Origin of the sequence: Burkholderia sp. THE68 (assembly GCF_009938265.1) — a bacterium.
GTDB lineage: Bacteria > Pseudomonadota > Gammaproteobacteria > Burkholderiales > Burkholderiaceae > Caballeronia.
In genome coordinates this window covers 2,345,604-2,368,204 of record NZ_AP022315.1, presented here as the reverse complement: position 1 = coordinate 2,368,204, position 22,601 = coordinate 2,345,604, and the positions used below count along the sequence as shown (strand labels likewise).

General features: G+C 64.2%; 18 protein-coding genes. 17 read left to right on the top strand and 1 reads right to left on the bottom strand.

Going from position 1 to position 22,601, the window contains the following annotated elements; genetic code table 11:
* The first annotated feature begins 3 nt into the window (after positions 1–3).
* The 16 genes from rsmH (at position 4) to lpxC (ending at position 18,959) form a co-directional block, all read left to right on the top strand.
* A complete protein-coding gene (rsmH, locus tag BTHE68_RS11160) occupies positions 4–957 on the top strand; it encodes a 16S rRNA (cytosine(1402)-N(4))-methyltransferase RsmH (protein ID WP_162066373.1) in 954 nt (317 codons plus the stop codon).
* Entirely contained in the window at positions 954–1,298 is a 345-nt protein-coding gene (ftsL, locus tag BTHE68_RS11155; RefSeq protein ID WP_162066372.1) for a cell division protein FtsL, read from the top strand. Before rsmH ends, ftsL begins: the two co-directional genes overlap by 4 nt.
* Positions 1,295–3,151, top strand: a complete 1,857-nt coding sequence (locus BTHE68_RS11150; protein ID WP_162066371.1) for a peptidoglycan D,D-transpeptidase FtsI family protein — start codon at positions 1,295–1,297, stop codon at positions 3,149–3,151. Before ftsL ends, BTHE68_RS11150 begins: the two co-directional genes overlap by 4 nt.
* Entirely contained in the window at positions 3,148–4,692 is a 1,545-nt protein-coding gene (locus tag BTHE68_RS11145; RefSeq protein WP_162066370.1) for a UDP-N-acetylmuramoyl-L-alanyl-D-glutamate--2,6-diaminopimelate ligase, read from the top strand. Before BTHE68_RS11150 ends, BTHE68_RS11145 begins: the two co-directional genes overlap by 4 nt.
* Positions 4,689–6,119, top strand: a complete 1,431-nt coding sequence (locus tag BTHE68_RS11140; RefSeq protein WP_162066369.1) for a UDP-N-acetylmuramoyl-tripeptide--D-alanyl-D-alanine ligase — start codon at positions 4,689–4,691, stop codon at positions 6,117–6,119. The genes BTHE68_RS11145 and BTHE68_RS11140 overlap by 4 nt, the downstream gene beginning before the upstream one ends.
* 23 nt (positions 6,120–6,142) lie before the next feature.
* Complete coding sequence (gene mraY, locus BTHE68_RS11135) at positions 6,143–7,312, top strand: phospho-N-acetylmuramoyl-pentapeptide-transferase (RefSeq protein WP_061177709.1); 1,170 nt, start codon at positions 6,143–6,145, stop codon at positions 7,310–7,312.
* A 48-nt stretch (positions 7,313–7,360) separates the two neighbouring features.
* Entirely contained in the window at positions 7,361–8,872 is a 1,512-nt protein-coding gene (murD, locus tag BTHE68_RS11130) for a UDP-N-acetylmuramoyl-L-alanine--D-glutamate ligase (RefSeq protein ID WP_061177710.1), read from the top strand.
* The gene (gene ftsW / locus BTHE68_RS11125) at positions 8,869–10,146 is read left to right on the top strand and encodes a putative lipid II flippase FtsW (RefSeq protein ID WP_162066368.1); all 1,278 of its coding nucleotides are present in this window, start codon (positions 8,869–8,871) and stop codon (positions 10,144–10,146) included. The genes murD and ftsW overlap by 4 nt, the downstream gene beginning before the upstream one ends.
* Positions 10,143–11,261 (top strand): undecaprenyldiphospho-muramoylpentapeptide beta-N-acetylglucosaminyltransferase, encoded by a 1,119-nt coding sequence (gene murG, locus BTHE68_RS11120; protein ID WP_162066367.1) that lies wholly within the window; start codon positions 10,143–10,145, stop codon positions 11,259–11,261. Before ftsW ends, murG begins: the two co-directional genes overlap by 4 nt.
* A gap of 2 nt (positions 11,262–11,263) precedes the next feature.
* The gene (murC, locus tag BTHE68_RS11115) at positions 11,264–12,664 is read left to right on the top strand and encodes a UDP-N-acetylmuramate--L-alanine ligase (protein ID WP_162066366.1); all 1,401 of its coding nucleotides are present in this window, start codon (positions 11,264–11,266) and stop codon (positions 12,662–12,664) included.
* A gap of 25 nt (positions 12,665–12,689) precedes the next feature.
* The gene (locus tag BTHE68_RS11110; protein WP_162066365.1) at positions 12,690–13,631 is read left to right on the top strand and encodes a D-alanine--D-alanine ligase; all 942 of its coding nucleotides are present in this window, start codon (positions 12,690–12,692) and stop codon (positions 13,629–13,631) included.
* Positions 13,632–13,665: 34 nt separating this feature from the next.
* Positions 13,666–14,418: a cell division protein FtsQ/DivIB gene (locus BTHE68_RS11105; RefSeq protein WP_162066364.1), complete on the top strand. Its 753-nt coding sequence runs from the start codon at positions 13,666–13,668 to the stop codon at positions 14,416–14,418.
* Positions 14,419–14,445: 27 nt separating this feature from the next.
* On the top strand, positions 14,446–15,678 hold the full coding sequence (gene ftsA, locus BTHE68_RS11100; RefSeq protein WP_008342980.1) for a cell division protein FtsA: 1,233 nt from the start codon (positions 14,446–14,448) through the stop codon (positions 15,676–15,678).
* Between the two features lie 110 nt (positions 15,679–15,788).
* Positions 15,789–17,003, top strand: a complete 1,215-nt coding sequence (gene ftsZ / locus BTHE68_RS11095) for a cell division protein FtsZ (RefSeq protein WP_162066363.1) — start codon at positions 15,789–15,791, stop codon at positions 17,001–17,003.
* Positions 17,004–17,274: 271 nt separating this feature from the next.
* Positions 17,275–17,778: a peroxiredoxin gene (locus BTHE68_RS11090; RefSeq protein ID WP_061177795.1), complete on the top strand. Its 504-nt coding sequence runs from the start codon at positions 17,275–17,277 to the stop codon at positions 17,776–17,778.
* 263 nt (positions 17,779–18,041) lie between these two features.
* Positions 18,042–18,959, top strand: coding sequence for a UDP-3-O-acyl-N-acetylglucosamine deacetylase (lpxC, locus tag BTHE68_RS11085; protein WP_061177717.1), 918 nt, complete (start codon positions 18,042–18,044; stop codon positions 18,957–18,959).
* Positions 18,960–19,011: 52 nt separating this feature from the next.
* Here the strand turns inward: lpxC and BTHE68_RS11080 are convergent, their stop codons facing one another.
* Positions 19,012–19,497 carry a DciA family protein gene (locus tag BTHE68_RS11080; RefSeq protein WP_162066362.1) on the bottom strand — a complete coding sequence of 162 codons (486 nt, stop codon included), beginning with the start codon at positions 19,495–19,497 and terminating at the stop codon, positions 19,012–19,014.
* Between the two features lie 287 nt (positions 19,498–19,784).
* Between BTHE68_RS11080 and secA the strand changes: the two genes are divergently transcribed.
* Positions 19,785–22,598: a preprotein translocase subunit SecA gene (secA, locus tag BTHE68_RS11075; RefSeq protein ID WP_162066361.1), complete on the top strand. Its 2,814-nt coding sequence runs from the start codon at positions 19,785–19,787 to the stop codon at positions 22,596–22,598.
* Positions 22,599–22,601 lie beyond the last annotated feature (3 nt).

The window sequence follows — 22,601 nt, the reverse complement described above, 5'->3', positions numbered from 1 at the left end:
AACATGGCGAAGTCGTCGGGAGTTGAGCTGCAGCATCGGACGGTGCTGCTGAAGGAAGCGGTGGATGCACTGATCACCCGCACGGACGGCATCTATATAGATGGCACGTTCGGGCGCGGCGGTCATAGCCGGGCGATCTTGCAGCGGTTGGGAGAAGCGGGGCAGCTCATCGCCTTCGACAAGGATCCTCTTGCGATCGCCACGGCGCAACAGATTCAGGACGCGCGTTTTTCGATCGTGCACGACAGCTTCGCGGCGTTGCGCGATGCGGCGGCCGAGCGTGGGGTAGGGCGGGTGTCGGGCGTATTGCTCGACCTTGGCGTGTCGTCGCCGCAGGTGGACGACCCGGAGCGCGGCTTCAGCTTCCGCGCGCAAGGTCCGCTCGACATGAGGATGGACCCGACTCGCGGCGAGTCGGCAGCCGAGTGGCTCGCGCGAGCCACGGTGCAGGAAATCACGGAGGTCATCAGAGATTATGGGGAAGAACGGTTTGCTTTTCAGATTGCAAAGGCGCTTGTTGCTCGCCGGGCAGAGTCCGACCGTCTTGGGCCTCTCGACAGCACGGGCGAGCTTGCCGAAATCGTGGGTCACGTCGTCAAAACCCGTGAAAAGGGCAAGGACCCGGCAACTCGCACCTTTCAGGCTATACGGATTCACGTCAATCAAGAGCTTGCGGAGCTGCAGGTAGTACTCGAGTCGGCATTGGCATTGTTGGAGCAAGGGGGGCGGCTGGTCGTGATCAGCTTTCATTCACTCGAAGACCGGATCGTCAAGCGGTTCATGCAGGCGCACGCGAGCGCGCCGGCGGTGGATCGTCGCTTGCCGATCCGCGCGGTCGATCTTCCCAGCCCGCCGATGCGGGTGGTCGGCCGCGTGTTTCCGAGCGAAGCCGAAGTCGCCGACAACCCGCGCGCCCGTTCCGCCGTGATGCGTATCGCTGAGCGGATCGTGCCATGAACCGTCTCAATATCTTCCTGCTGATCATCGTGCTGGGCTGCGCGCTGTCGGTCGTCAGCTCCACCAATCAGCAGCGGGAGATTTTCATCGACTTGCAGCGGGCGCAGTCGCAGGAGCGCCAGCTCCAGCAGGATTACGCGCAGTTGCAATACCAGCAGAGCGCGCTGTCGAAGACATCGCGCATCGAGCAGTTGGCCACTAACTCACTGAAGATGCAGCCCGTGACGACCGGCCGCACGCAATATCTCACCTACGACACGGCGACCAACAAGGCCGCCGACGCACCCATGCCGCCGCCGCTGCCGGCGTCGGCGCCGCCTGCACGCGGAGCCAAGCGATGAAAAAGTCCGCGAAGCAGAAAGACATCGCTCACGTACCGAACCCGCTTCTCGCCGTGCGCCTGCCCATGTGGCGCTCGAAGTTCGTCGTGTTCCTGCTGTTCATGGCGTTCGTCGCGCTTGCCGGCCGAGCGTTCTGGATTCAGGGTCCGGGCAACGCCTTTTTCAAGAAGCAGGGCGAAAGCCGCTATCAGCGCACGCTCGAACTGCCGGCGACGCGCGGACAGATCCGCGACCGCAACGGCCTCGTGCTCGCGACGAGCCTGCCGGTGAAGGCCGTCTGGGCGATTCCCGAAGCCGTGCCGAACGATCTCGGCGCGGAAAAGTTCGCGCAACTGTCGAAGTTGCTCGAGATGCCGGAAAAGGAACTGCGCGCGAAGCTGTCGATGGACAAGACCTTCGTCTACGTGAAGCGCCAGGTGCCGCTCGAAGTCGCGCAGAAAGTCGCCGCGCTGGATATCCCCGGCATTTATTCGCGCGGCGAATACAAGCGCTTCTATCCGGAAGGCGAAATCACCGCGCATCTGATCGGCTTTACTAATATTGAAGACAAGGGACAGGAAGGCGTCGAACTCGGCGACCAGCACGTTCTCGCCGGCACGCCGGGCATGCGGCGCGTCATCAAGGACCGCATGGGCCATATCGTCGAGGACGTCGACGAACAGGTCGTGCCGCACAACGGTGCGGATGTCGAGCTCTCGATCGACAGCAAGATTCAGTACATCGCGTACACGAACCTGAAAGCCGCCGTCGAGAAGTCGAAGGCGAAGGCAGGCGCGGCGATCGTGATCGACACGAAGACGGGCGAGGTGCTCGCGCTCGTCAACTATCCCACGTACAACCCGAACGACCGCTCGCGCATGACCGGCGAGCAGTTGCGCAACCGCATTCTCACGGACACGTTCGAGCCGGGCTCGATCATGAAGCCGTTCACCGTTTCGCTCGCGCTCGATCTGCATCGCGTGACGCCGAACACGCTCGTGGAAACGGGCGGCGGCGTGTTCGTGCTCGACGGCGCGCGCATCACGGACGATTCCGGTTTCGGCACGCTCACTGTCGGCGGCGTGATTCAGAAGTCGAGCAATATCGGCGCGACCAAAATTGCGATGCAATTGCGTCCTGAAGAAATGTGGAACATGTACACGGGTCTCGGGCTCGGGCAGGCGCCGAAAGTCGGTTTTCCGGGCGCGGTGACCGGGCGTCTGCGGCCGTGGAAAAGCTGGCGGCGCATCGAGCAGGCGACGATGTCCTACGGCTACGGCCTGTCCGCCTCGCTGTTTCAGCTCGCGCGCGCGTACACGGCCATCGCGCACGACGGCGAGGTCATGCCGGTGTCGATTTTCCGCACGCCGGGCGATCAGCCGGTCGTCGGCCAGCAGATTTTTTCGCCGACCACCGCGCGTCAAGTGCGGGCGATGCTCGAAACCGTGACGGCGAAGGGCGGCACGTCGCCGGATGCGGCGGTGCCGGGCTATCGCGTCGGCGGCAAGTCGGGTACGGCTTACAAGCACGGCGGCCACGGCTACGACAAGTCGAAGTACCGCGCATCGTTCGTCGGCATGGCGCCGATGCCGAATCCGCGCATCGTCGTGGCGGTTTCGGTCGACGAACCGACGGTCGGCAGCCACTTCGGCGGCCAGGTGTCGGGGCCGGTGTTCTCGGGCATCGTCGGCGATACGCTGCGCGCGCTCAACGTGCCGCCCGACATGCCGGTCAAGCAGATGGTCGTCACGGACGATTCGAATTCCGCAGCACAACCGGCCGCGCAGCAGCCGGCGAACCTGAACAACGCGAACGCCGCGAAGAAAGTCGCGGTGTCGAGCAATATGAAGACGCACCCGGGAGTCGTGCGATGAGCGCGCAAGCCCGACAGACCAAGATGCAGAAGGACGTATCACATGCCGTTCAATGGCTGCGCGCGCGCGTGCAGCCCGAGGCGCACTTGCACGCCGACACGCGCTCGCTCAAAAGCGGCGATGCGTTCCTCGCCTATGCGGTCGACGGTGCGGATAACCGTCCGTATCTCGACGCCGCGCTGGCCGCCGGCGCGGCCGCTGCGTTGTATCAGCCGGAGAACTTCGCGGGCAAGCCGGACGCATCGAAGGCGCTCGCCGTGAAGGCGCTCAACGAACTCGCCGGTCCGATCGCTTCCGCGTGGTACGGCGAGCCGACCGCGTCGATGCTGACCGTCGGCGTGACGGGCACGAACGGCAAGACCTCGTGCAGCCAGTGGATCGCCACGGCGCTGACGGCGCTCGGCCGCCCTTGCGCGATCGTCGGCACGCTCGGTATCGGCATGCCGGGCAAGCTCGTGCATAGCGGCTTCACCACGCCCGACGCGTCGCAGCTTCAACGCAATCTCGCGCAACTGAAGACACAGGGCGCGGAAGGCGTTGCGATGGAAGTGTCGTCGCACGCGTTGCATCAGGGGCGCGTGAACGGCGTCGATTTCGACATCGCGATCTTCACGAATCTCACGCAGGATCATCTCGACTACCACGGCACCTTGGACGCGTACGAAGCGGCGAAGGTGCGTCTGTTCGCGTGGCCGTCGCTCAAGACTGCGATCGTCAATCGCGACGATGCGGCCGGCCAGCGCCTGATCGAATCGCTGCGCGGCAAGGTACGCACGATTGCGTACGGCGTCGAAATGCCTGCCAGCGCCGCGCCGCGCGCCGACGCGATGCTGCTCGCGACGCAAGTCCGCGCGACGGCAACCGGCACCGCGTTTCATCTGTCGTCCGACTGGGGCGAAGCCGATGTCGAAGTCGGCACGCTCGGTACGTTCAACGTGAGCAACCTGCTTTCGGTGCTCGGCGTGCTGCTCGAAGTCGGCGTGCCGTTCGATGCCGCGATCACGCGCATCGAAAAGCTCGAATCGGTAAACGGCCGCATGGAGCGTCTCGGCGGACGTGTTCAGAGCGACGAGCCGCTCGTCGTGATCGACTACGCGCACACGCCCGACGCGCTCGATAAAACCCTCGCCGCGCTGCGCCCGATCGCGGCGGCGCGTGGCGGCGAGCTCGTCTGCATGTTCGGTTGCGGCGGCGACCGCGACGCGACCAAGCGTCCGCTGATGGGCGAAATCGCCGAACGTCTCGCGGATCAGGTCGTCATCACGAGCGACAATCCGCGCAGCGAAGATCCGCAAGCCATCATCGACCAGATCGCCGCCGGCATGAACGACGCCGCGAAAGCGCGCCGCATCGAGGACCGCGCGAGCGCGATCCTGCAGGCGATCCGCTCGGCCGCGCGCGAGGATGTCGTCGTGCTCGCGGGCAAGGGACACGAAGCCACGCAGGAAATCATGGGCAAGAAGCGCGCGTTCTCGGATCAGGATCACGCGCGCCTCGCGCTGGCCGCACGTGCCACACAACAGCGCGGAGGCGGCGAATGACGATGTTCACGTTGCGCGAAGCCGCCGCGATGATTCCCGGCGCCACGATCAAGGGCGATCACAACGTGGCCATCGGGCGCGTCGTCACGGACAGCCGTGGCGTTCAGGCAGGTGACCTGTTCGTCGCGGTGAAGGGCGATCGCTTCGATGCACATGATTTCCTTGATCAGGTGGCGAAGAGCGGCGCGTCCGCGGCGCTCGTGTCACGCGACCCGAGCAACGCCGATGCCTGGCCACTTCCTGTCATCAAGGTAAAGGACACGCGCGCCGCGCTCGGTGCGCTGGCGCACGGCTGGCGCAAGCGCTTCACGATGCCGCTCGTCGCCGTGACGGGCAGCAACGGCAAGACGACCGTGAAGGAGATGATCGCGTCGATCTTCGCGGCGTCGGTCGGACAAGACGCGCGTCTCGCAACCGCTGGCAACTTCAACAACGACATCGGCTTGCCGCTCACGCTGTTCCGTCTGAACGCGTCGCACAAGCTCGCGGTGGTCGAGCTCGGCATGAACCATCCGGGCGAAACGGAAGTGCTCGGCAAGATCGCCGCGCCGGATGTCGCTGTCGTCAACAACGCGCAGCGCGAGCATCAGGAGTTCATGGCGACGGTCGAAGCGGTCGCGCTCGAACACGCGTCGGTCATTCACGCGCTGGGCGAAACGGGCACCGCCGTGTTCCCCGCCGACGATCAGTACGCCGTCTTCTGGCGCACCGCCGCGACGGACAACGCGATCATCGACTTCGCATTGACGGACGACGCAACGAAAGCGGCTGTTACCGGCACGCTCGATGGCACGACGGTGCATATGCGTACGCCGCAAGGCGCGCTCGACGTCGCGCTGAACGTGCTCGGCGAACACAACGCGCGCAACGCCATCGCCGCTACTGCCGCCGCGCTCGCCGCGGGCGTTTCGCTCGACGCGATCAAGCGCGGTCTCGAAGCATTCCAGCCGGTGAAGGGCCGCCTGCAGGTGAAGCGCGCGGTGTTCGGCGCGCTGACCGGCGCGACCGTCATCGACGACACGTACAACTCGAATCCCGATTCCATGCGCGCCGCGATCGACGTGCTCGCATCGCAAGCTTCGCCACGCGTGCTCGTGATGGGCGACATGGGCGAAGTCGGCGAGGAAGGCCCGGCGTTTCATCGCGAAGTCGGTGCGTATGCGGCCGAACGCGGCATCGATGTGCTCTTCGCGCTCGGCGCCTCGAGTGCCGATTCGGTGAACGCATTCAACGCGCGAGCATCGAAGCAGACCGCACGGCATTTCGGCGACGTCGCCGAACTGATCGCAGCACTCGAACACGCAGGCTACGGCAACAAGGCCACGTATCTCGCGAAAGGCTCGCGCTTCATGAAGATGGAGCGCGTGGTGGACGCCCTGACGAGTCCACAACAACCCGCTGCGGGCAACGCGCCCGCCGCACATTGATTCACTGAAAGAGAAGGACCAGCATGCTACTCGCACTCGCGCAATGGCTACAGAATGACGCCAGCTTCATGCGCGTGTTTACCTACATCACGTTCCGCGCCGTGGGTGCCACGGCGACGGCGCTTCTGATCGGTCTCGTCTGCGGCCCGTGGGTCATCCGCAAGCTGAGCGCGCTCAAGGTCGGCCAGGCCGTGCGCAAGGACGGACCGCAGACGCACCTCGTCAAATCCGGCACGCCGACCATGGGCGGCGTGCTGATTCTCATCGGCATCGCGGTATCCACGCTGTTGTGGGCCGACCTCACGAACCGCTTCGTCTGGATCGTGATGCTCGTCACTTTCGGCTTTGGCGTGATCGGCTGGGTGGACGACTATCGCAAGGTCGTGCACAAGGACCCGCGCGGCATGTCCTCGCGCGAGAAGTATTTCTGGCAATCGGTGATCGGCATTTTCGCGGCGGTGTATCTCGCGTTCTCCGTGTCCGAAGCGAACAACGCGCGCGTCTTCGACCTCTTCATGGCGTGGGTGCGCAGCGGCCTGTCAATGGGCCTGCCCGCGCGCGCCGACCTGATGCTGCCGTTCCTCAAGTCGATCACCTATCCGCTCGGCGTGTGGGGCTTCATCGCGATGACGTATTTCGTGATCGTCGGTTCGAGCAACGCGGTGAATCTCACCGATGGTCTCGACGGCCTCGTCATCATGCCCGTCGTGCTCGTGGGCGCGTCGCTCGGCGCGTTCGCGTACGTGATGGGCAGCTCGGTCTATTCGAAGTACCTGCTGTTCCCGCACATCCCCGGCGCGGGCGAACTCTTGATCTTTTGTTCCGCCATGGGAGGCGCGGGTCTCGCGTTCCTCTGGTACAACACGCACCCCGCGCAGGTCTTCATGGGCGATGTCGGCGCACTCGCGCTCGGCGGCGCGCTCGGCACGATCGCGGTGATCGTCCGTCAGGAGATCGTGCTGTTCATCATGGGCGGCATCTTCGTCGCGGAAACGCTCTCCGTGATGCTGCAGGTCTTCTGGTTCAAGTTCACGAAGCGGCGCTACGGCGAAGGCCGCCGTTTCTTCAAGATGGCGCCGCTGCATCACCACTACGAGCTGTCCGGCTGGACCGAGACGCAAGTGGTGGTGCGCTTCTGGATCATCACGTTGATGTTGTGCCTGTTCGGTCTGTCGACGCTCAAGTTGCGTTGATCCTTTTGCGTTTTCGCAGTTTTTCGGGCTTTTGGGAAAGGTAAAGCGATGTTTGGCGAGAAGTTTGTCGGTCGGCAAAGTCCGATGGTGCTCGTGCTTGGACTCGGTGAATCCGGTCTGGCGATGGCGCGCTGGTGCGCCAGGCACGGTTGCCGCCTGAAGATTGCCGACACGCGCGAAACTCCGCCGAATCTTTCCGAACTCGCGATCCACAAGATCGACGCTGATTTCGTCGGCGGCGCGTTCACGCCCGCTTTGCTCGATGGCGGCATCGAACTCGTTGCGATCAGCCCGGGTCTTTCGCCGCTCGCGCCGGACCTCGCGCCCTTGATCGCTGCAGCGAACGAACGCGGCATTCCCGTATGGGGCGAGCTCGAACTCTTCGCGCAGGCGCTCGCCGGACTCGGCGTGAATGGCTACGCGCCGAAGGTCATCGCCATCACCGGGACGAACGGCAAGACCACGACGACCGCGCTCACCGGCCTTTTGTGCGAGCGCGCGGGCAAGTCGGTCGCGGTCGCGGGCAACATCAGCCCGGCCATGCTCGACAAACTGACCGAAGCCATCGATCAAACCGCGCTGCCCGATGTCTGGGTGCTCGAACTGTCGAGCTTCCAGCTGGAGACCGCGCACACCTTCGCACCCGATGCCGCCGCGGTGCTCAACATCACGCAGGATCATCTCGACTGGCACGGCGGCCTCGACGCGTACGCCGCCGCGAAGGGCCGCATCTTCGGCCCGCGCACCACGCGCGTGCTGAACCGCGACGACGCCCGCACGATGGCGCTCGCGAAGAACATCGCGCAGGACCGCGTCGTGACGTTCGGGCTGAACGAGCCGTGTCACGTCGGCGATTACGGTCTGCTGCGCGACAACGGCATGGCGTGGCTGGCCGTCGGCGTCGACCAGGATGCAGCCGATGAACCCGCGCCGTCGCGCCGCCGCAAGCAGGACATCAGCGAGCCGAACGTCGTCTCGAAGCGGCTGATGCCCGTCGATGCGCTGCGTATCCGCGGTCTTCACAACGCGGCGAACGCGCTTGCCGCGCTCGCGCTGACGCGCGCGATCGACCTGCCGCTCGCCGCCTTGCTGCACGGCTTGCGCGAATATCGCGGCGAGCCGCATCGCGTGGAAGTGATCGCGCAGATCGACGGCGTCGATTACGTCGACGACAGCAAGGGCACCAACGTCGGTGCGACGGTCGCCGCGCTCGACGGTCTCGCGCAACGCATCGTGCTGATCGCCGGCGGCGACGGCAAGGGCCAGGACTTTTCGCCACTGGAAGCGCCCGTCGCACGCTGGGCACGCGCGGTCATGCTGATCGGCCGCGATGCGCCGCGCATCCGCGAAACGCTCGCATCGACGGGCGTCGCGCTCGAAGATCACGCGACGCTCGAAGCCGCGACGAACGCCGCCGCGCGCATCGCCGAAGCCGGCGACGCCGTGCTGCTCTCGCCGGCGTGCGCGAGCCTCGACATGTTCAAGAACTACGCACATCGCGCTGAGGTATTTCGCAGCGCGGTCGAAGAAATTGCCGCCGCGCGGGGAGTGATGCTATGAGCTGGTCGGAACGCTTCGGATCGAAACTCAGCGGCCAGCGCAACGCGATGCCGAGCGACTCGCTCGCGGGCCGTTCGAATTCCGGTACGCGTGGCGGCATTTCGAGCGCGGTGAACGGCGTGCGTCCCGCGCGCTCGCGCATGCTCGACTACGACTATTCGCTGCTGTGGGTGATGATCGCGCTGCTCGGACTCGGCATCGTGATGGTGTATTCGGCGTCGATCGCCATGCCCGATTCGCCGAAGTACGCGAGCTACCGCGACTATCACTTCCTCGTGCGCCATCTGATTTCGATCACGACGGCGCTCGTCGGCGCGATCATCGCATTCAAGATTCCGATCAAGACGTGGGAAAAATACGCGCCGAAGTTTTTTTTGATCGCGCTGGTGTTACTCGTCATCGTTCTGATCCCGCACCTCGGTAAAGGCGTGAACGGGGCGCGCCGCTGGATTCCGCTCGGCATCACGAACATGCAGCCGTCGGAAATCATGAAGCTCGCGGTGACGATCTACGCCGCGAACTACACCGTGCGCAAGCAGGAATTCATGCACAGCTTCGGCAAGGGCTTTCTGCCGATGGCGGTTGCGGTCGGCGCCGTGGGCGCGCTGCTGCTGCTCGAACCGGACATGGGCGCGTTCATGGTGATCGCCGCGATCGCGATGGGCGTGCTGTTCCTCGGCGGCGTGAACGGCAAGCTGTTCGGCGGCCTCGTCGCGACGGCAGTCGGCACGTTCGCGCTGCTCGTGTGGGCGTCGCCGTGGCGCCGTGAGCGGATCTTCGCGTATCTCGATCCGTGGGACGACCGCTACGCGCAGGGCAAGGCGTATCAATTGACGCACTCGCTGATCGCGTTCGGGCGCGGCGAGTGGTTCGGCGTCGGTCTCGGCGGCAGTGTCGAGAAGCTCAACTATCTGCCGGAAGCGCACACCGACTTCATTCTCGCGGTGATCGGCGAGGAGCTTGGTTTCGTCGGCGTGATCTGCGTGATTCTGCTGTTCTACTGGATCGTGCGCCGCGCGTTCGAGATCGGCCGTCAGGCGCTCGCGCTCGACCGCACGTTCGCCGGTCTGATGGCGAAGGGCGTCGGCATCTGGTTCGGCGCGCAGACCTTCATCAACATGGGCGTGAACCTCGGTCTTCTGCCGACCAAGGGTCTCACGTTGCCGCTCGTCAGCTACGGCGGCTCCGGTATTTTGCTGAACTGCGTCGCGCTGGCGGTGTTGCTGCGCGTCGATTACGAGAATCGTGTGCTGATGCGCGGAGGAAAGGTATGACCGCGCAGAGCAACCGCACGCTGATGGTCATGGCGGGAGGCACCGGGGGCCACGTGTTCCCGGGGCTCGCGGTCGCGCACTGGATGCAGGCGCATGGCTGGCGCGTGGTATGGCTCGGCAACGCGAGCGGCATGGAAGCGACGCTCGTGCCGAAGCACGGCATTCCGATGGAATACGTGCGCTTCGGCGGCGTGCGCGGCAAGGGCATCAAGACCAAGCTGATGCTGCCGGTCAATCTGTTGCGCGCGTGTTCGCAGAGCCTTGCGGCGCTGCGCCGCGTGAAGCCGGACGTCGTGCTCGGCATGGGCGGCTACATCACGTTTCCGGCGGGCATCATGACGAAGCTCGCGGGCTGCCCGCTCGTGCTGCACGAACAAAATTCGATCGCCGGACTCGCGAACAAGATGCTCGCGCATCTCGCGAAGCGCGTGCTGGTCGCGTTCCCCAATGCTCTGCCGAATGCCGAATGGACCGGTAATCCGATTCGTGCGGAACTAACGAGCGCGTTGCCACCCAAAGAACGCTACGCCGCGCGTTCCGGACGCCTTAACGTGCTCGTCGTGGGCGGCAGTCTGGGCGCGGCTGCATTGAACGAAACGGTGCCGAAGGCGCTCGCCATGCTCTCGCCGGACGAGCGTCCGCGCATCGTGCATCAGGCGGGCGCGAAGCATATCGAGGCACTGGAAGCGAACTATGCGGCAGCGGGTTTCGCGCGGGGCGACGACCTGCAACTCGTGCCGTTCATCGAGGACATGGCGAGCGCGTATGCATCGGCGGATCTCGTCATCTGCCGCTCGGGCGCGATGACCGTTTCGGAGATCGCGGCGGTCGGCGTGGCAGCGCTCTTCGTGCCGTTCCCGTTCGCCGTCGACGATCACCAGACGACCAACGGCGCATTTCTCGCGAAGAACGGCGCGGCTGAATTGATACAACAACGCGATTTGTCGGCGCAAAAGCTCGCCGACTGGTTACGCGCACAGACGCGCGACACGCTCGCCGAGATGGCCGAGCGCTCGCGCGCACTGGCAAAACCGGATGCGACCGAGAGGGTCGCGAGCGTTTGCGCCGACGTGGCCGGCGCGCGTGTGAACGCGCAAGCTCGGGAGGCACACTGAACATGAAACATATCGTCAAGCATATTCATTTCGTCGGGATCGGCGGTGCGGGCATGAGCGGCATCGCCGAAGTGCTGCTCAATCTCGGCTATCACGTGAGCGGCTCGGATCTCTCGAACGGCGCGGTCACTGAGCGCTTGCGTGGGCTCGGCGCGCGTGTCGAGATCGGCCATCACGAGCAGAACATCGAAGGCGCGAATGCGGTCGTCGTGTCGACGGCCGTGCGCGCGGACAATCCCGAAGTGCTCGCCGCGCGCCATCGCCGCGTGCCGATCGTGCCGCGCGCCGTGATGCTCGCGGAGCTGATGCGTCTGAAGCAGGGCATCGCGATCGCCGGCACGCACGGCAAGACTACGACGACTTCGCTCGTCGCGAGCGTGCTTGCAGCGGGCGGGCTCGATCCGACCTTCGTGATCGGCGGGCGCCTGAACAGCGCGGGCGCGAACGCGCGGCTCGGCACGGGCGATTTCATCGTTGCTGAAGCGGATGAATCGGACGCGTCGTTCCTCAATCTGTTCCCGGTGATCGAAGTCATCACGAACATCGACGCCGATCACATGGACACCTACGGTCACGACTTCGCGCGGCTGAAGCAGGCGTTCATCGAGTTCACGCACCGGCTGCCGTTCTATGGCATCGCAGTGCTGTGCGTCGACGACCCGAACGTGCGCGAGATCCTGCCGTTCGTGTCGAAGCCGATCATCCGCTACGGTCTCGGGGCCGAAGCGCAGGTGCGCGCGGTCAACGTCGAGGCGCGCGATGGCCGCATGCATTTCACGACCTTGCGCGAAGACGCGCCGTCGCTCGACATCGTGCTGAACCTTCCGGGCACGCACAACGTGCAGAACGCGCTCGCGGCGATTGCGATCGCGACTGAACTCGAAGTCGCCGATGCCGATATCCAGCGTGCGCTCGCCGAATTCAACGGCGTGGGCCGGCGCTTCCAGCGTTACGGCGAAGTGAGCGCGAATGACGGCGCTGGCGCGTACACGCTGATCGACGACTATGGCCATCACCCGGTGGAAATGGCTGCGACGATCGCGGCGGCGCGCGGCGCGTTTCCCGGCCGGCGTCTCGTGCTCGCGTTCCAGCCGCATCGCTACACGCGCACGCGCGACTGCTTCGAGGATTTCGTGAGAGTGCTGTCGACGGTCGATGCGCTCGTGCTCACCGATGTCTATGCAGCAGGCGAAGCGCCCATCGTCGCCGCGGACGGCCGCGCGCTGGCGCGTGCGATTCGCGTCGCGGGCAAGGTCGAGCCGGTGTTCGTCGATACGGTGGATGAAGTGCCCGACGCGGTCACGACGATCGCGCGCAACGGCGACGTGGTGATCACGATGGGCGCCGGTTCCATCGGCGGCGTGTGCGGAAAGCTGGCGAACGTGGCAAACGGCCAGAACTGAAATGACAGACGTAACGAGCAATCAAGTGAATCAAATCGATCCGGCCGTGTTCGGCAAAGTCGCGGTGCTGCTCGGTGGTAACTCCGCCGAGCGCGAAGTCTCGCTCAATTCGGGACGGCTCGTGCTCGAAGGTCTGCGCGACGCAGGCATCGACGCGCATCCGTTCGATCCGGCCCGGCATCCGCTTTCGGATCTGAAGGCGCAAGGCTTCGTGCGCGCGTTCATCGCGCTGCACGGCGGTTACGGCGAGAACGGGCAACTGCAAGGCGCGCTCGACTTCTACGGCATTCGTTACACCGGCAGCGGCGTGCTCGGCTCGGCGCTCGGCATGGACAAGCTGCGCACCAAGCTCGTGTGGCAGCAGACCGGCATTCCGACGCCGCCGTTCGAGACCGTGTTCCGCGGCGAAGACTATGCGGCGCGTGCGCAGGACATCATCGCGAAGCTCGGGCTGCCGCTCTTCGTGAAGCCGGCGAGCGAAGGTTCGAGTGTCGCGGTGATCAAGGTGAAGAGCGCGGAAACGCTCGTGCCGGCGCTCGCGGAAGCCGCGAACTTCGACAAGATCGTGATCGTCGAGAAGAGCATCGAAGGCGGCGGTGAATTCACATGCTGCATCGCGGGCGATCTCGACCTGCCGGTCATCAAGATCGTGCCGGCGGGCGAGTTCTACGACTATCACGCGAAGTACGTCGCCGACGACACGCAGTACCTGATTCCGTGCGGCCTGACGGACGCCGAGGAAGCGCGCATGAAGGCGCTGACCAAGCGCGCGTTCGAGATTCTCGGCTGCACCGACTGGGGCCGCGCCGACTTCATGCTCGATGTGGACGGCAACCCGTACTTCCTCGAAGTGAACACGGCGCCTGGCATGACGGATCACTCGCTGCCGCCGAAGGCCGCGCGCGCGGTGGGCATCAGCTACAAGGATCTCGTCGTGAAGGTGCTGTCGCTCACGCTGAAGAATTAGGTCGATCACACACAGGACACGAACAAGCGAAACCATGTGGAACAACGTTCGCCAACTCAACCTCGCCGCCAACGCGCTGCACGTCGTGCTCGTGCTGCTGCTTCTGGCCGCCGCGGGTTACTGGGCGATCCAGCGTCCCGAGTTTCGCCTGCGCGAGATTCAGATCGACGGCGACACCACGCACGTCAGCAAGCCGGTCGTGCGCGCGAGCGTGGTCGGTCACCTGAAGGGCAACTTCTTCACGGTCGATCTGGATGCCGCGCGCGCAGCGTTCGAACAGGTGCCGTGGGTGCGTCATGCGAGCGTGCGCCGCGTGTGGCCGAACGCGCTCGCGGTGACGCTGGAAGAGTACAAGCCGCTCGGCACGTGGGGCAACGATCAACTGGTGAGCGTCGACGGCGATCTCTTCACGGCGAATCAGGGCGAGCTCGACGACGATCTGCCCGCGTTCGACGGCCCCGAAGGCACGGCAAAGGAAGTGGTCGCGCGGTATCGCGATTTCCAGAAGTGGTTCGCGCCGCTCGACGCGCAGCCCGAGGAAGTGACGCTGTCGCCGCGTTTCGCGTGGACGGTCAAGCTCTCGAACGGCACGCAGATCGAACTGGGTCGCGAACGCAACCAGGACACGCTGAATGAGCGCTGCAAGCGTTTCGTCGCTTCGTGGACGTCCGTAACGGGACGATGGGGGAAGGACATCGAATATGCGGATTTGCGTTACCCGAACGGCTTCGCGATACGCGCAGCCGGCATGCGCTTCATCAACGACACCGACAAGGCCAAGAAGTAAGCAGACATCACAGGCAATGAGCACGCTATGAGCAAAGACTACAAAGACCTGCTGGTTTCCCTCGACATCGGAACGTCGAAGGTGGTCGCGATCGTCGCCGAACTGAAGGGCGAAGGCCACTACGAGGTGATCGGACTCGGTCAGAGCGACTCGAAGGGGTTGAAGAAGGGCGTCGTGGTCAATATCGAGGCCACGGTGCAATCCATCCAGCGCGCGCTGGAAGAAGCCGAGTTGATGGCGGATTGCAAGATCACGAACGTCTTCACCGGCATCGCGGGCAGCCATATCCGCAGCTTCAATTCGAGCGGCATGGTCGCGATCAAGGACAAGGAAGTCACGCAGGCGGACGTCGCGCGCGTGATCGAGACGGCCAAGGCGATCAATATCCCGACCGATCAGCAGGTGCTGCACATCCTGACGCAGGAATTCATCATCGACGGTCAGGAGGACGTGCGCGAGCCGATCGGCATGAGCGGCATCCGCCTCGAAGTGAAGGTGCATATCGTGACGGGCGCGGTGAGCGCGGCGCAGAACATCGTGAAGTGCGTGCGCCGCTGCGGCCTCGAAGTGAACGACCTGATCCTGCAACCGCTGGCGTCGTCGCTCGCGGTGCTGACCGAGGACGAGAAGGAACTCGGCGTGGTGCTCGTCGATATCGGCGGCGGCACGACCGACATCGCCATCTTCAGCGAAGGCGCGATCCGTCATACGGCGGTGATTCCGATCGCGGGCGACCAGATCACGAGCGACGTCGCGATGGCGCTGCGCACGCCGACGCCCGACGCGGAAGACATCAAGGTGAGCTACGGCATCGCCAAGCAGGCGCTCGCCGATCCGGACGAAATGATCGAAGTGCCGGGGCTCGGCGAACGCGGTCCGCGCACGCTGTCGCGTCAGGCGCTGGCGGCGGTGGTGGAGCCGCGCGTCGAAGAGCTGTTTTCGCTGGTGCAGCAGGTCGTGCGCGAGTCGGGCTACGAAGAGCTGCTGTCGAGCGGCGTCGTGCTGACCGGCGGCGCGGCGATGATGCCTGGCATGGTCGAGCTCGGCGAAGACATCTTCCTGAAGCCGGTGCGTATCGGCGTGCCGGAGTACGCGGGCGGCCTCGCGGACGTGGTGCGCAATCCGCGCTACTCGACTGCCATGGGCCTGCTCGCCGAAGGACGCTCTCAACGCATGCGTGGCCGCAAGGTCGCGGTGCAGAACGGTTCGATGGGACAAGTGTTTTCGAGGATGAAGGACTGGTTCCTCGGAAACTTCTAAGCAAAACGCATTGAAACGAATTACGCGCTGGTACCGGCGGCTGGCGCGCGACGAAAGGTTGCCCGATCTTTCATCGAATAACGCCGATCTTCATTCTTGACGGAGGCAACATGGATTTCGAAATGCTGGAAACGGAAACCAACGGAACGATCATCAAGGTCGTGGGCGTTGGTGGTGCTGGCGGCAACGCGGTTCAGCACATGATCACGCGCGGCGTGCAGGGCGTCGACTTCATCGTGATGAACACCGACGCGCAAGCGCTCGCTCGTTCGCGCGCGCCGACGGTGCTGCAACTGGGCATGACGGGTCTGGGCGCCGGCGCGAAACCGGAGAAGGGCAAGGAATCGGCGGAAGACGCGCGCGAACGCATCGCCGATGCGCTGCGCGGCGCGCACATGGTGTTCATCACCGCGGGCATGGGCGGCGGCACGGGCACGGGCGCGGCGCCGGTGGTCGCGCAGATCGCCAAGGAAATGGGCATTCTGACCGTCGGCGTGGTGAGCAAGCCGTTCGAGTTCGAAGGCGGCCGCCGCATGCGCGTGGCCGAAGCTGGCTCGCAGCAACTGGAGGATCACGTCGACTCGCTGATCGTCGTGCTCAACGACAAGCTGTTCGAGGTGATGGGCGATGACGCCGAGATGGACAAGTGCTTCCAGTGCGCGGACGACGTGCTGAACAACGCTGTGGCCGGTATCGCGGAAATCATCAACGTCGATGGCCTCGTGAACGTCGACTTCGAAGACGTGAAGACGGTGATGGGCGAGCAGGGCAAGGCGATGATGGGCACGGCGACGGTCGCCGGCGTCGATCGCGCGCGCCTCGCCGCCGAACAGGCTGTCGCGAGCCCGCTGCTGGAAGGCGTGGATCTGTCGGGTGCGCGCGGCGTGCTGGTGAACATCACGTCGAGCCGTTCGCTGCGTCTGTCGGAAACGCGTGAAGTGATGAACACCATCAAGAGCTACGCGGCCGACGATGCCACGGTGATCTTCGGCGCGGTGTACGACGACGCGATGGGCGACGCACTGCGCGTGACGGTGGTGGCAACTGGTTTGGGCCGCGCGGCGAAGAAGCAGCAGCAAGCGCCGATGACCCTGCTGCGCACCGGCACCGACAACCAGCCGATCGCGCACGGCCATCAGCCTTCGCACAATCACAATACGTACGGCGCGCAGCACGGCCAGTCGACGACGGATTACGGTCAGCTCGATACCCCGGCAGTGTGGCGTTCGACCCGCGAAACCGCGGCATCGCACGTGCAGGCGCTGCAGGAAAAGGGCGTCGATACGTATGACATTCCGGCGTTCCTGCGCAAGCAGGCGGACTGAGCGAAGCGCAGTTTATTTGCTGCTTGCAGCACACCGCGTGCACGCGCTGAACGTTTTGCGCGGATGATGAAGGTTTCGCGTGGGGCGACTGTCCAAGGCCGCGTCCTGATTCGAAATGGACGCCGGGCCGTGGCCAGCCGACCTCCACGAATCTGCTTCTGACGTCGAGGGAGGCAGAGTGAAACCGACATGACCGCAAAAGGCCTCGGCGCGGTTGCGGGATGATGCAATCGCGAGGATGTCGCGAGCACTGATGAGGGAAGGACCGAGCATGATCAAAGTAGGTGAAGCGTTGCCCGATACGCGCCTTTTCGAGTTCATCGACGAGGCGACCGAGGGCTGTGCCGTGGGACCGAATGCGTTCCAGGTGCGCGAGCGGTGCGCCGGCAAACGCGTGGTGATCTTCGGATTGCCGGGCGCGTTTACGCCGACGTGCTCCGCCAGACACGTGCCCGGCTACATCGATGCGGCGGCGGACCTGTCCGCAGCGGGCATCGACGAAGTCTGGTGCGTTTCCGTCAACGACGCGTTCGTGATGAGCGCGTGGGGACGCGATCTTCAAGCCTCGGGCAAGGTGAAGATGATCGCGGACGGCAGTGCGCGTTTCACTCAGGCACTCGGACTGGATCAGGATTTGTCCGAGCGTGGCATGGGAATCCGTTCCCAACGCTACGCGATGGTGGTCGACGACGGCGTGGTCAAGACGCTGTCTGTCGAAGCGCCCGGCAAGTTCGAAGTCAGCGACGCTCAAAGCATCCTGGCGACGTTGCGCTGAATGCAGCGGCGTTGCGTTGCCCGCGCGCAACGCTTCAGACGCCCTCGCAATCAGCCGTAACTTGGGGCCGATGACCGGAAATGCCTCCATTCCGGGCATCGGCCCGTTCTACTTCTCAGTTGGGCCGCCGCGACGTAACACAGGGAAACGTTTGATACCTCATGGATCAGGACGGCGTGCAACGAATGGAGTATAATTCGACCTATTAGAATTTAATGCACGATTGATTCTCTTTATAGGGATCGTAAATCGGAAAGAACATCATGTTGAAGCAGCGAACAATCAAGACCGTTGTCAAAACCGTGGGGATCGGGCTCCATTCCGGCAGCAAGGTCAACCTGACCCTGCGCCCCGCACCGATTGGCACGGGCATCGTATTTTCGCGCATCGACTTGCCGGAGCCGGTCGATATCCCGGCGTCGGCAATGGCGATCGGCGACACCCGGCTCGCGTCCGTGTTGCAGAAGGACGGCGCGCGGGTCTCGACCATCGAGCACTTGATGTCGGCATGCGCCGGCCTCGGCATCGACAACCTGTATGTCGACGTGACCGCCGAGGAAATCCCGATCATGGACGGCAGCGCGGCATCGTTCGTGTTTCTGATTCAATCGGCGGGTATCGAAGAGCAGAACGCGCCGAAGCAGTTCATCAAGGTGACGAAGCCCGTCGAAGTGCGCGACGGCGACAAGTTCGCGCGTCTCGAACCGTATTTCGGCTTCAAGCTGAGCTTTACCATCGATTTCCGCCATCCGGCCGTCGACAAGACGGGCCAGGCGCTCGAAGTGGATTTCGCGACCACGTCCTACGTGCGTGAAATTGCGCGCGCCCGCACCTTCGGTTTCGCGCATGAAGTCGAGATGATGCGCGAACTGGGCCTTGCGCGCGGCGGCAGCATGGACAACGCGATCGTGCTGGACGAATACCGCATCCTGAACAACGACGGCCTGCGTTACGACGACGAGTTCGTGAAGCACAAGATGCTCGACGCGATCGGCGATCTTTACGTGGTCGGCCATCCGTTGCTGGCGTCGTACAAGGCGTACAAGGGCGGCCACGCGATGAACAACATGTTGCTGCGCGAGTTGCTCGCGACCGAAGACGCCTACGAGATCGTCACGTTCGAGGACACGCAGAAGGCGCCGCGCGGTTTTGGTTTTGACACGCAGACGGCATTCGCCTGATGTAACTAGGCGATTCGAGCAGTCAGAGAATGAGCGGCAGCGAAAGCGCCGCTCATTTTTTTTGCGCGCGTCCCTGGTGGCGCGACGCCATGCGTGCGAGCGCTTCCTGGAGCGGAGACGGCTCCAGCGTTTCCGCCAGTTCCTGCAACGCCGACGCACCCGCGGGCGACATGCGCGCCTGCTTCGGCGGCGCGGCTTCCTTCATCGGCTGCGGACGCACGCGGATTTTCAGCGCATCGACCGCCCAGCCGCGCTGCTGAAGGTCCGAGAGCAGACGCGGCTCCAGATGCCGCAGCCGTGCGGCGAGCGCGTTGTGCGCGGCAAAGAGCGCGAGCACGCCATCCTTGATGAACCCTGGCTCCACGTTCGACGCCAGATAATCCGGCAAAAGCGCGCCGAGATCGCGCTGCAGCGCCGCCACTTGCTCGACGCCCGCCCGCAGCGCGCGGAACGCATCGGTGCGATCGAGCACGTCGGCGACGGCTTGCGGCCGGCGCGGATCGAAACGCGACCTTGAATTTGTAGAAAAGCGGCTCATTTTTATCTAGGCGCAGGCCCGATGGAACGGTTCGATTGTACGCGAGGCGAGCCATTGTTCCCGGTCGCGAGCCTTTTGGGGCGTTGCTTGCAGGCAAGCTTTCAACCCGTTGACTGTCGCGCCGCACCGACGCGCGGGCGGGCACGCTGACACAAGGTCTGCCAGACTCGCGTGCTAAAATTCCCGATTCGAATTTCACCTTATGGACTTAAGTCGCCGAGGTTCCCCGAGGCCGGACGCAGCTCATGCTGCCGCCCGTCCGAAGCCGCGACGCAGACACTGATCCGATGACGACCGGTTTCCTTCAGAAGATTTTTGGCAGCCGCAATCAGCGGCTGGTCAAGCAATATCAAAAGACCGTTGCGGCGATCAATGCCCTCGAGCCGACCGTCGAGAAGTACTCGGACGACCAGCTGCGCGCCAAGACCGATGAGTTCCGCCAGCGTGTCGCGGGCGGCGAATCGCTCGACGTGATCCTGCCCGAAGCGTTCGCAGTCTGTCGCGAGGCGAGCAAGCGCGTCCTGAAGATGCGCCACTTCGACGTCCAGCTGATCGGCGGCATGGTCCTGCACTACGGCAAGATCGCTGAAATGCGTACCGGCGAGGGCAAGACACTCGTCGCGACGCTCGCGGCGTATCTGAACGCGTTGTCTGGCCGCGGCGTGCACGTCGTGACGGTGAACGATTACCTCGCCCAGCGCGACGCCGAATGGATGGCGCGCCTCTACAACTTCCTCGGGCTCTCATGCGGCGTGAATCTGTCGCAGATGGAGCACTCGCAGAAGCAGGAAGCCTACGGCGCGGACATCACCTACGGCACGAACAACGAATTCGGCTTCGACTACCTGCGCGACAACATGGTCTACGAGACCAACGCGCGCGTGCAGCGGCCGCTCAATTTCGCGATCGTCGACGAAGTGGACTCGATCCTCATCGACGAGGCGCGCACGCCGCTCATCATCTCCGGTCAGGCGGAAGATCACACCGATCTCTACGTACGCATGAACGCGCTGCCGCCGCTGCTCGAACAGCAGATCGGCGAGGAAAAGGCGGATGGCACCGGCGTAGAGAAGCCCGGCGACTACACGCTCGACGAAAAAGCGCGCCAGGTGTTCCTGACGGAATCGGGCCACGAGAAGGCCGAGCGCCTGCTCGCCGAGTGGGGCCTGATCGGCGAGGGCGAAAGCCTCTACGCGCCGCAGAACATCACGCTGATGCACCACATCTATGCCGCGTTGCGCGCGCATACGCTCTTCATGCGCGACCAGCATTACGTGGTGCAGAACGGCGAAGTCGTGATCGTCGACGAATTCACGGGCCGCATGATGACCGGCCGCCGCTGGTCGGACGGTCTGCATCAGGCCGTCGAAGCGAAGGAACACGTCCAGATTCAGGCCGAGAACCAGACGCTCGCGTCCATCACGCTGCAGAACTACTTCCGCATGTACGCGAAGCTGTCCGGCATGACCGGTACGGCGGACACGGAAGCGTACGAATTCCAGGAAATCTACGGCCTCGAAACGGTCGTGATTCCGACCAACCGTCCGCCGAAGCGCGTCGACAAGCAGGACCAGATCTACAAGTCGTCGAAGGAGCGTTACGACGCGGTGATCCGCGACATCCGCGATTGCGTCGAACGTGGTCAGCCGACGCTCGTCGGCACGACATCGATCGAAGCGTCCGAACTGCTGTCCGGCCTGCTCGCGCAGACGGGCGTGAAGCACGAAGTGCTCAACGCGAAGCAGCACGCGCGCGAAGCGGCGATCGTCGCCGAAGCGGGCCGTCCGGCCGCCGTCACCATCGCGACGAACATGGCCGGCCGCGGCACGGACATCGTGCTCGGCGGCAACGTCGAGAAGCAGGCGTCGTTCATCGAAGCGGATCTGTCGATTCCCGAGAACGAAAAAGCCGCGCGCATCCAGAAGCTGCACGACGAATGGCAGGCGCTGCACGATCACGTGAAGGCCGCGGGCGGTCTGCATATCATCGGCACCGAGCGTCACGAGTCGCGCCGTATCGACAACCAGTTGCGCGGCCGCGCGGGCCGTCAGGGCGATCCGGGCTCGTCGCGCTTCTATCTGTCGCTGGATGATCCGCTTCTGCGCATTTTCGCGGGCGACCGCGTGCGCGCGATCATGGATCGTCTGAAGATGCCGGAAGGCGAGCCGATCGAAGCGGGCATGGTCACGCGCTCGATCGAAGGCGCGCAGCGCAAGGTCGAAGCGCGCAATTTCGATATCCGCAAGCAGCTGCTCGAATACGACGACGTCTCCAACGATCAGCGCAAGGTGATCTACCAGCAGCGCAACGAACTGCTCGAAGCGAACGACGTGCAGGAAACCATCGCCGCGATGCGCCAGAGCGTGATCGGCGACGTGGTTCGTACGTTCGTGCCGGCGGGCAGTATCGAAGAGCAATGGGAAGCGCCCGAACTGGAAGAAGTGCTGCGCAACGACTGGTCGCTCGATCTCGCCGTGCAGGAGATGATCAACGAGTCGAACTCGATCGACGCCGAAGAGATCTGCGAGGCCGTGCTCTCCGCCGCCGACGAAGCGTACGAAGCGAAGGTCACGCTCGTGGGCCGCGAATCGTTCAGCGCGTTCGAGCGCTCGATCATGCTGCAGACGCTCGACAGCCGCTGGCGCGAGCATCTCGCCGCGCTCGATCATCTGCGTCAGGGCATCCATCTGCGCGGTTATGCGCAGAAGAACCCGAAGCAGGAATACAAGCGCGAGGCGTTCGAGCTCTTCGCCGCGATGCTCGACGCCGTGAAGCAGGAAGTCACGCGCGTCGTGATGAACGTGCAGATCCAGTCGCCGGAACAGCTCGAAGAAGCCGCCGAGCAGTACGAAGAAAAGGGCAGCCATCTCGAGAACGTGTCGTTCACGCACGCGGACTTCAACGCGCCGGCCGCCGAGCCGACGCCCGCCTCGACGGCGGCGAGCGCGACGGCGCAGATGGTCAGCCAGGCGATGGCCGCAGGCGACGACATCAGCGTCGCGACCCGCCCCTCGGACGACGTTCCGAAGGTCGGCCGCAACGATCCGTGCCCGTGCGGCAGCGGCAAGAAGTACAAGAACTGTCACGGCAAGCTGGCTTAATCG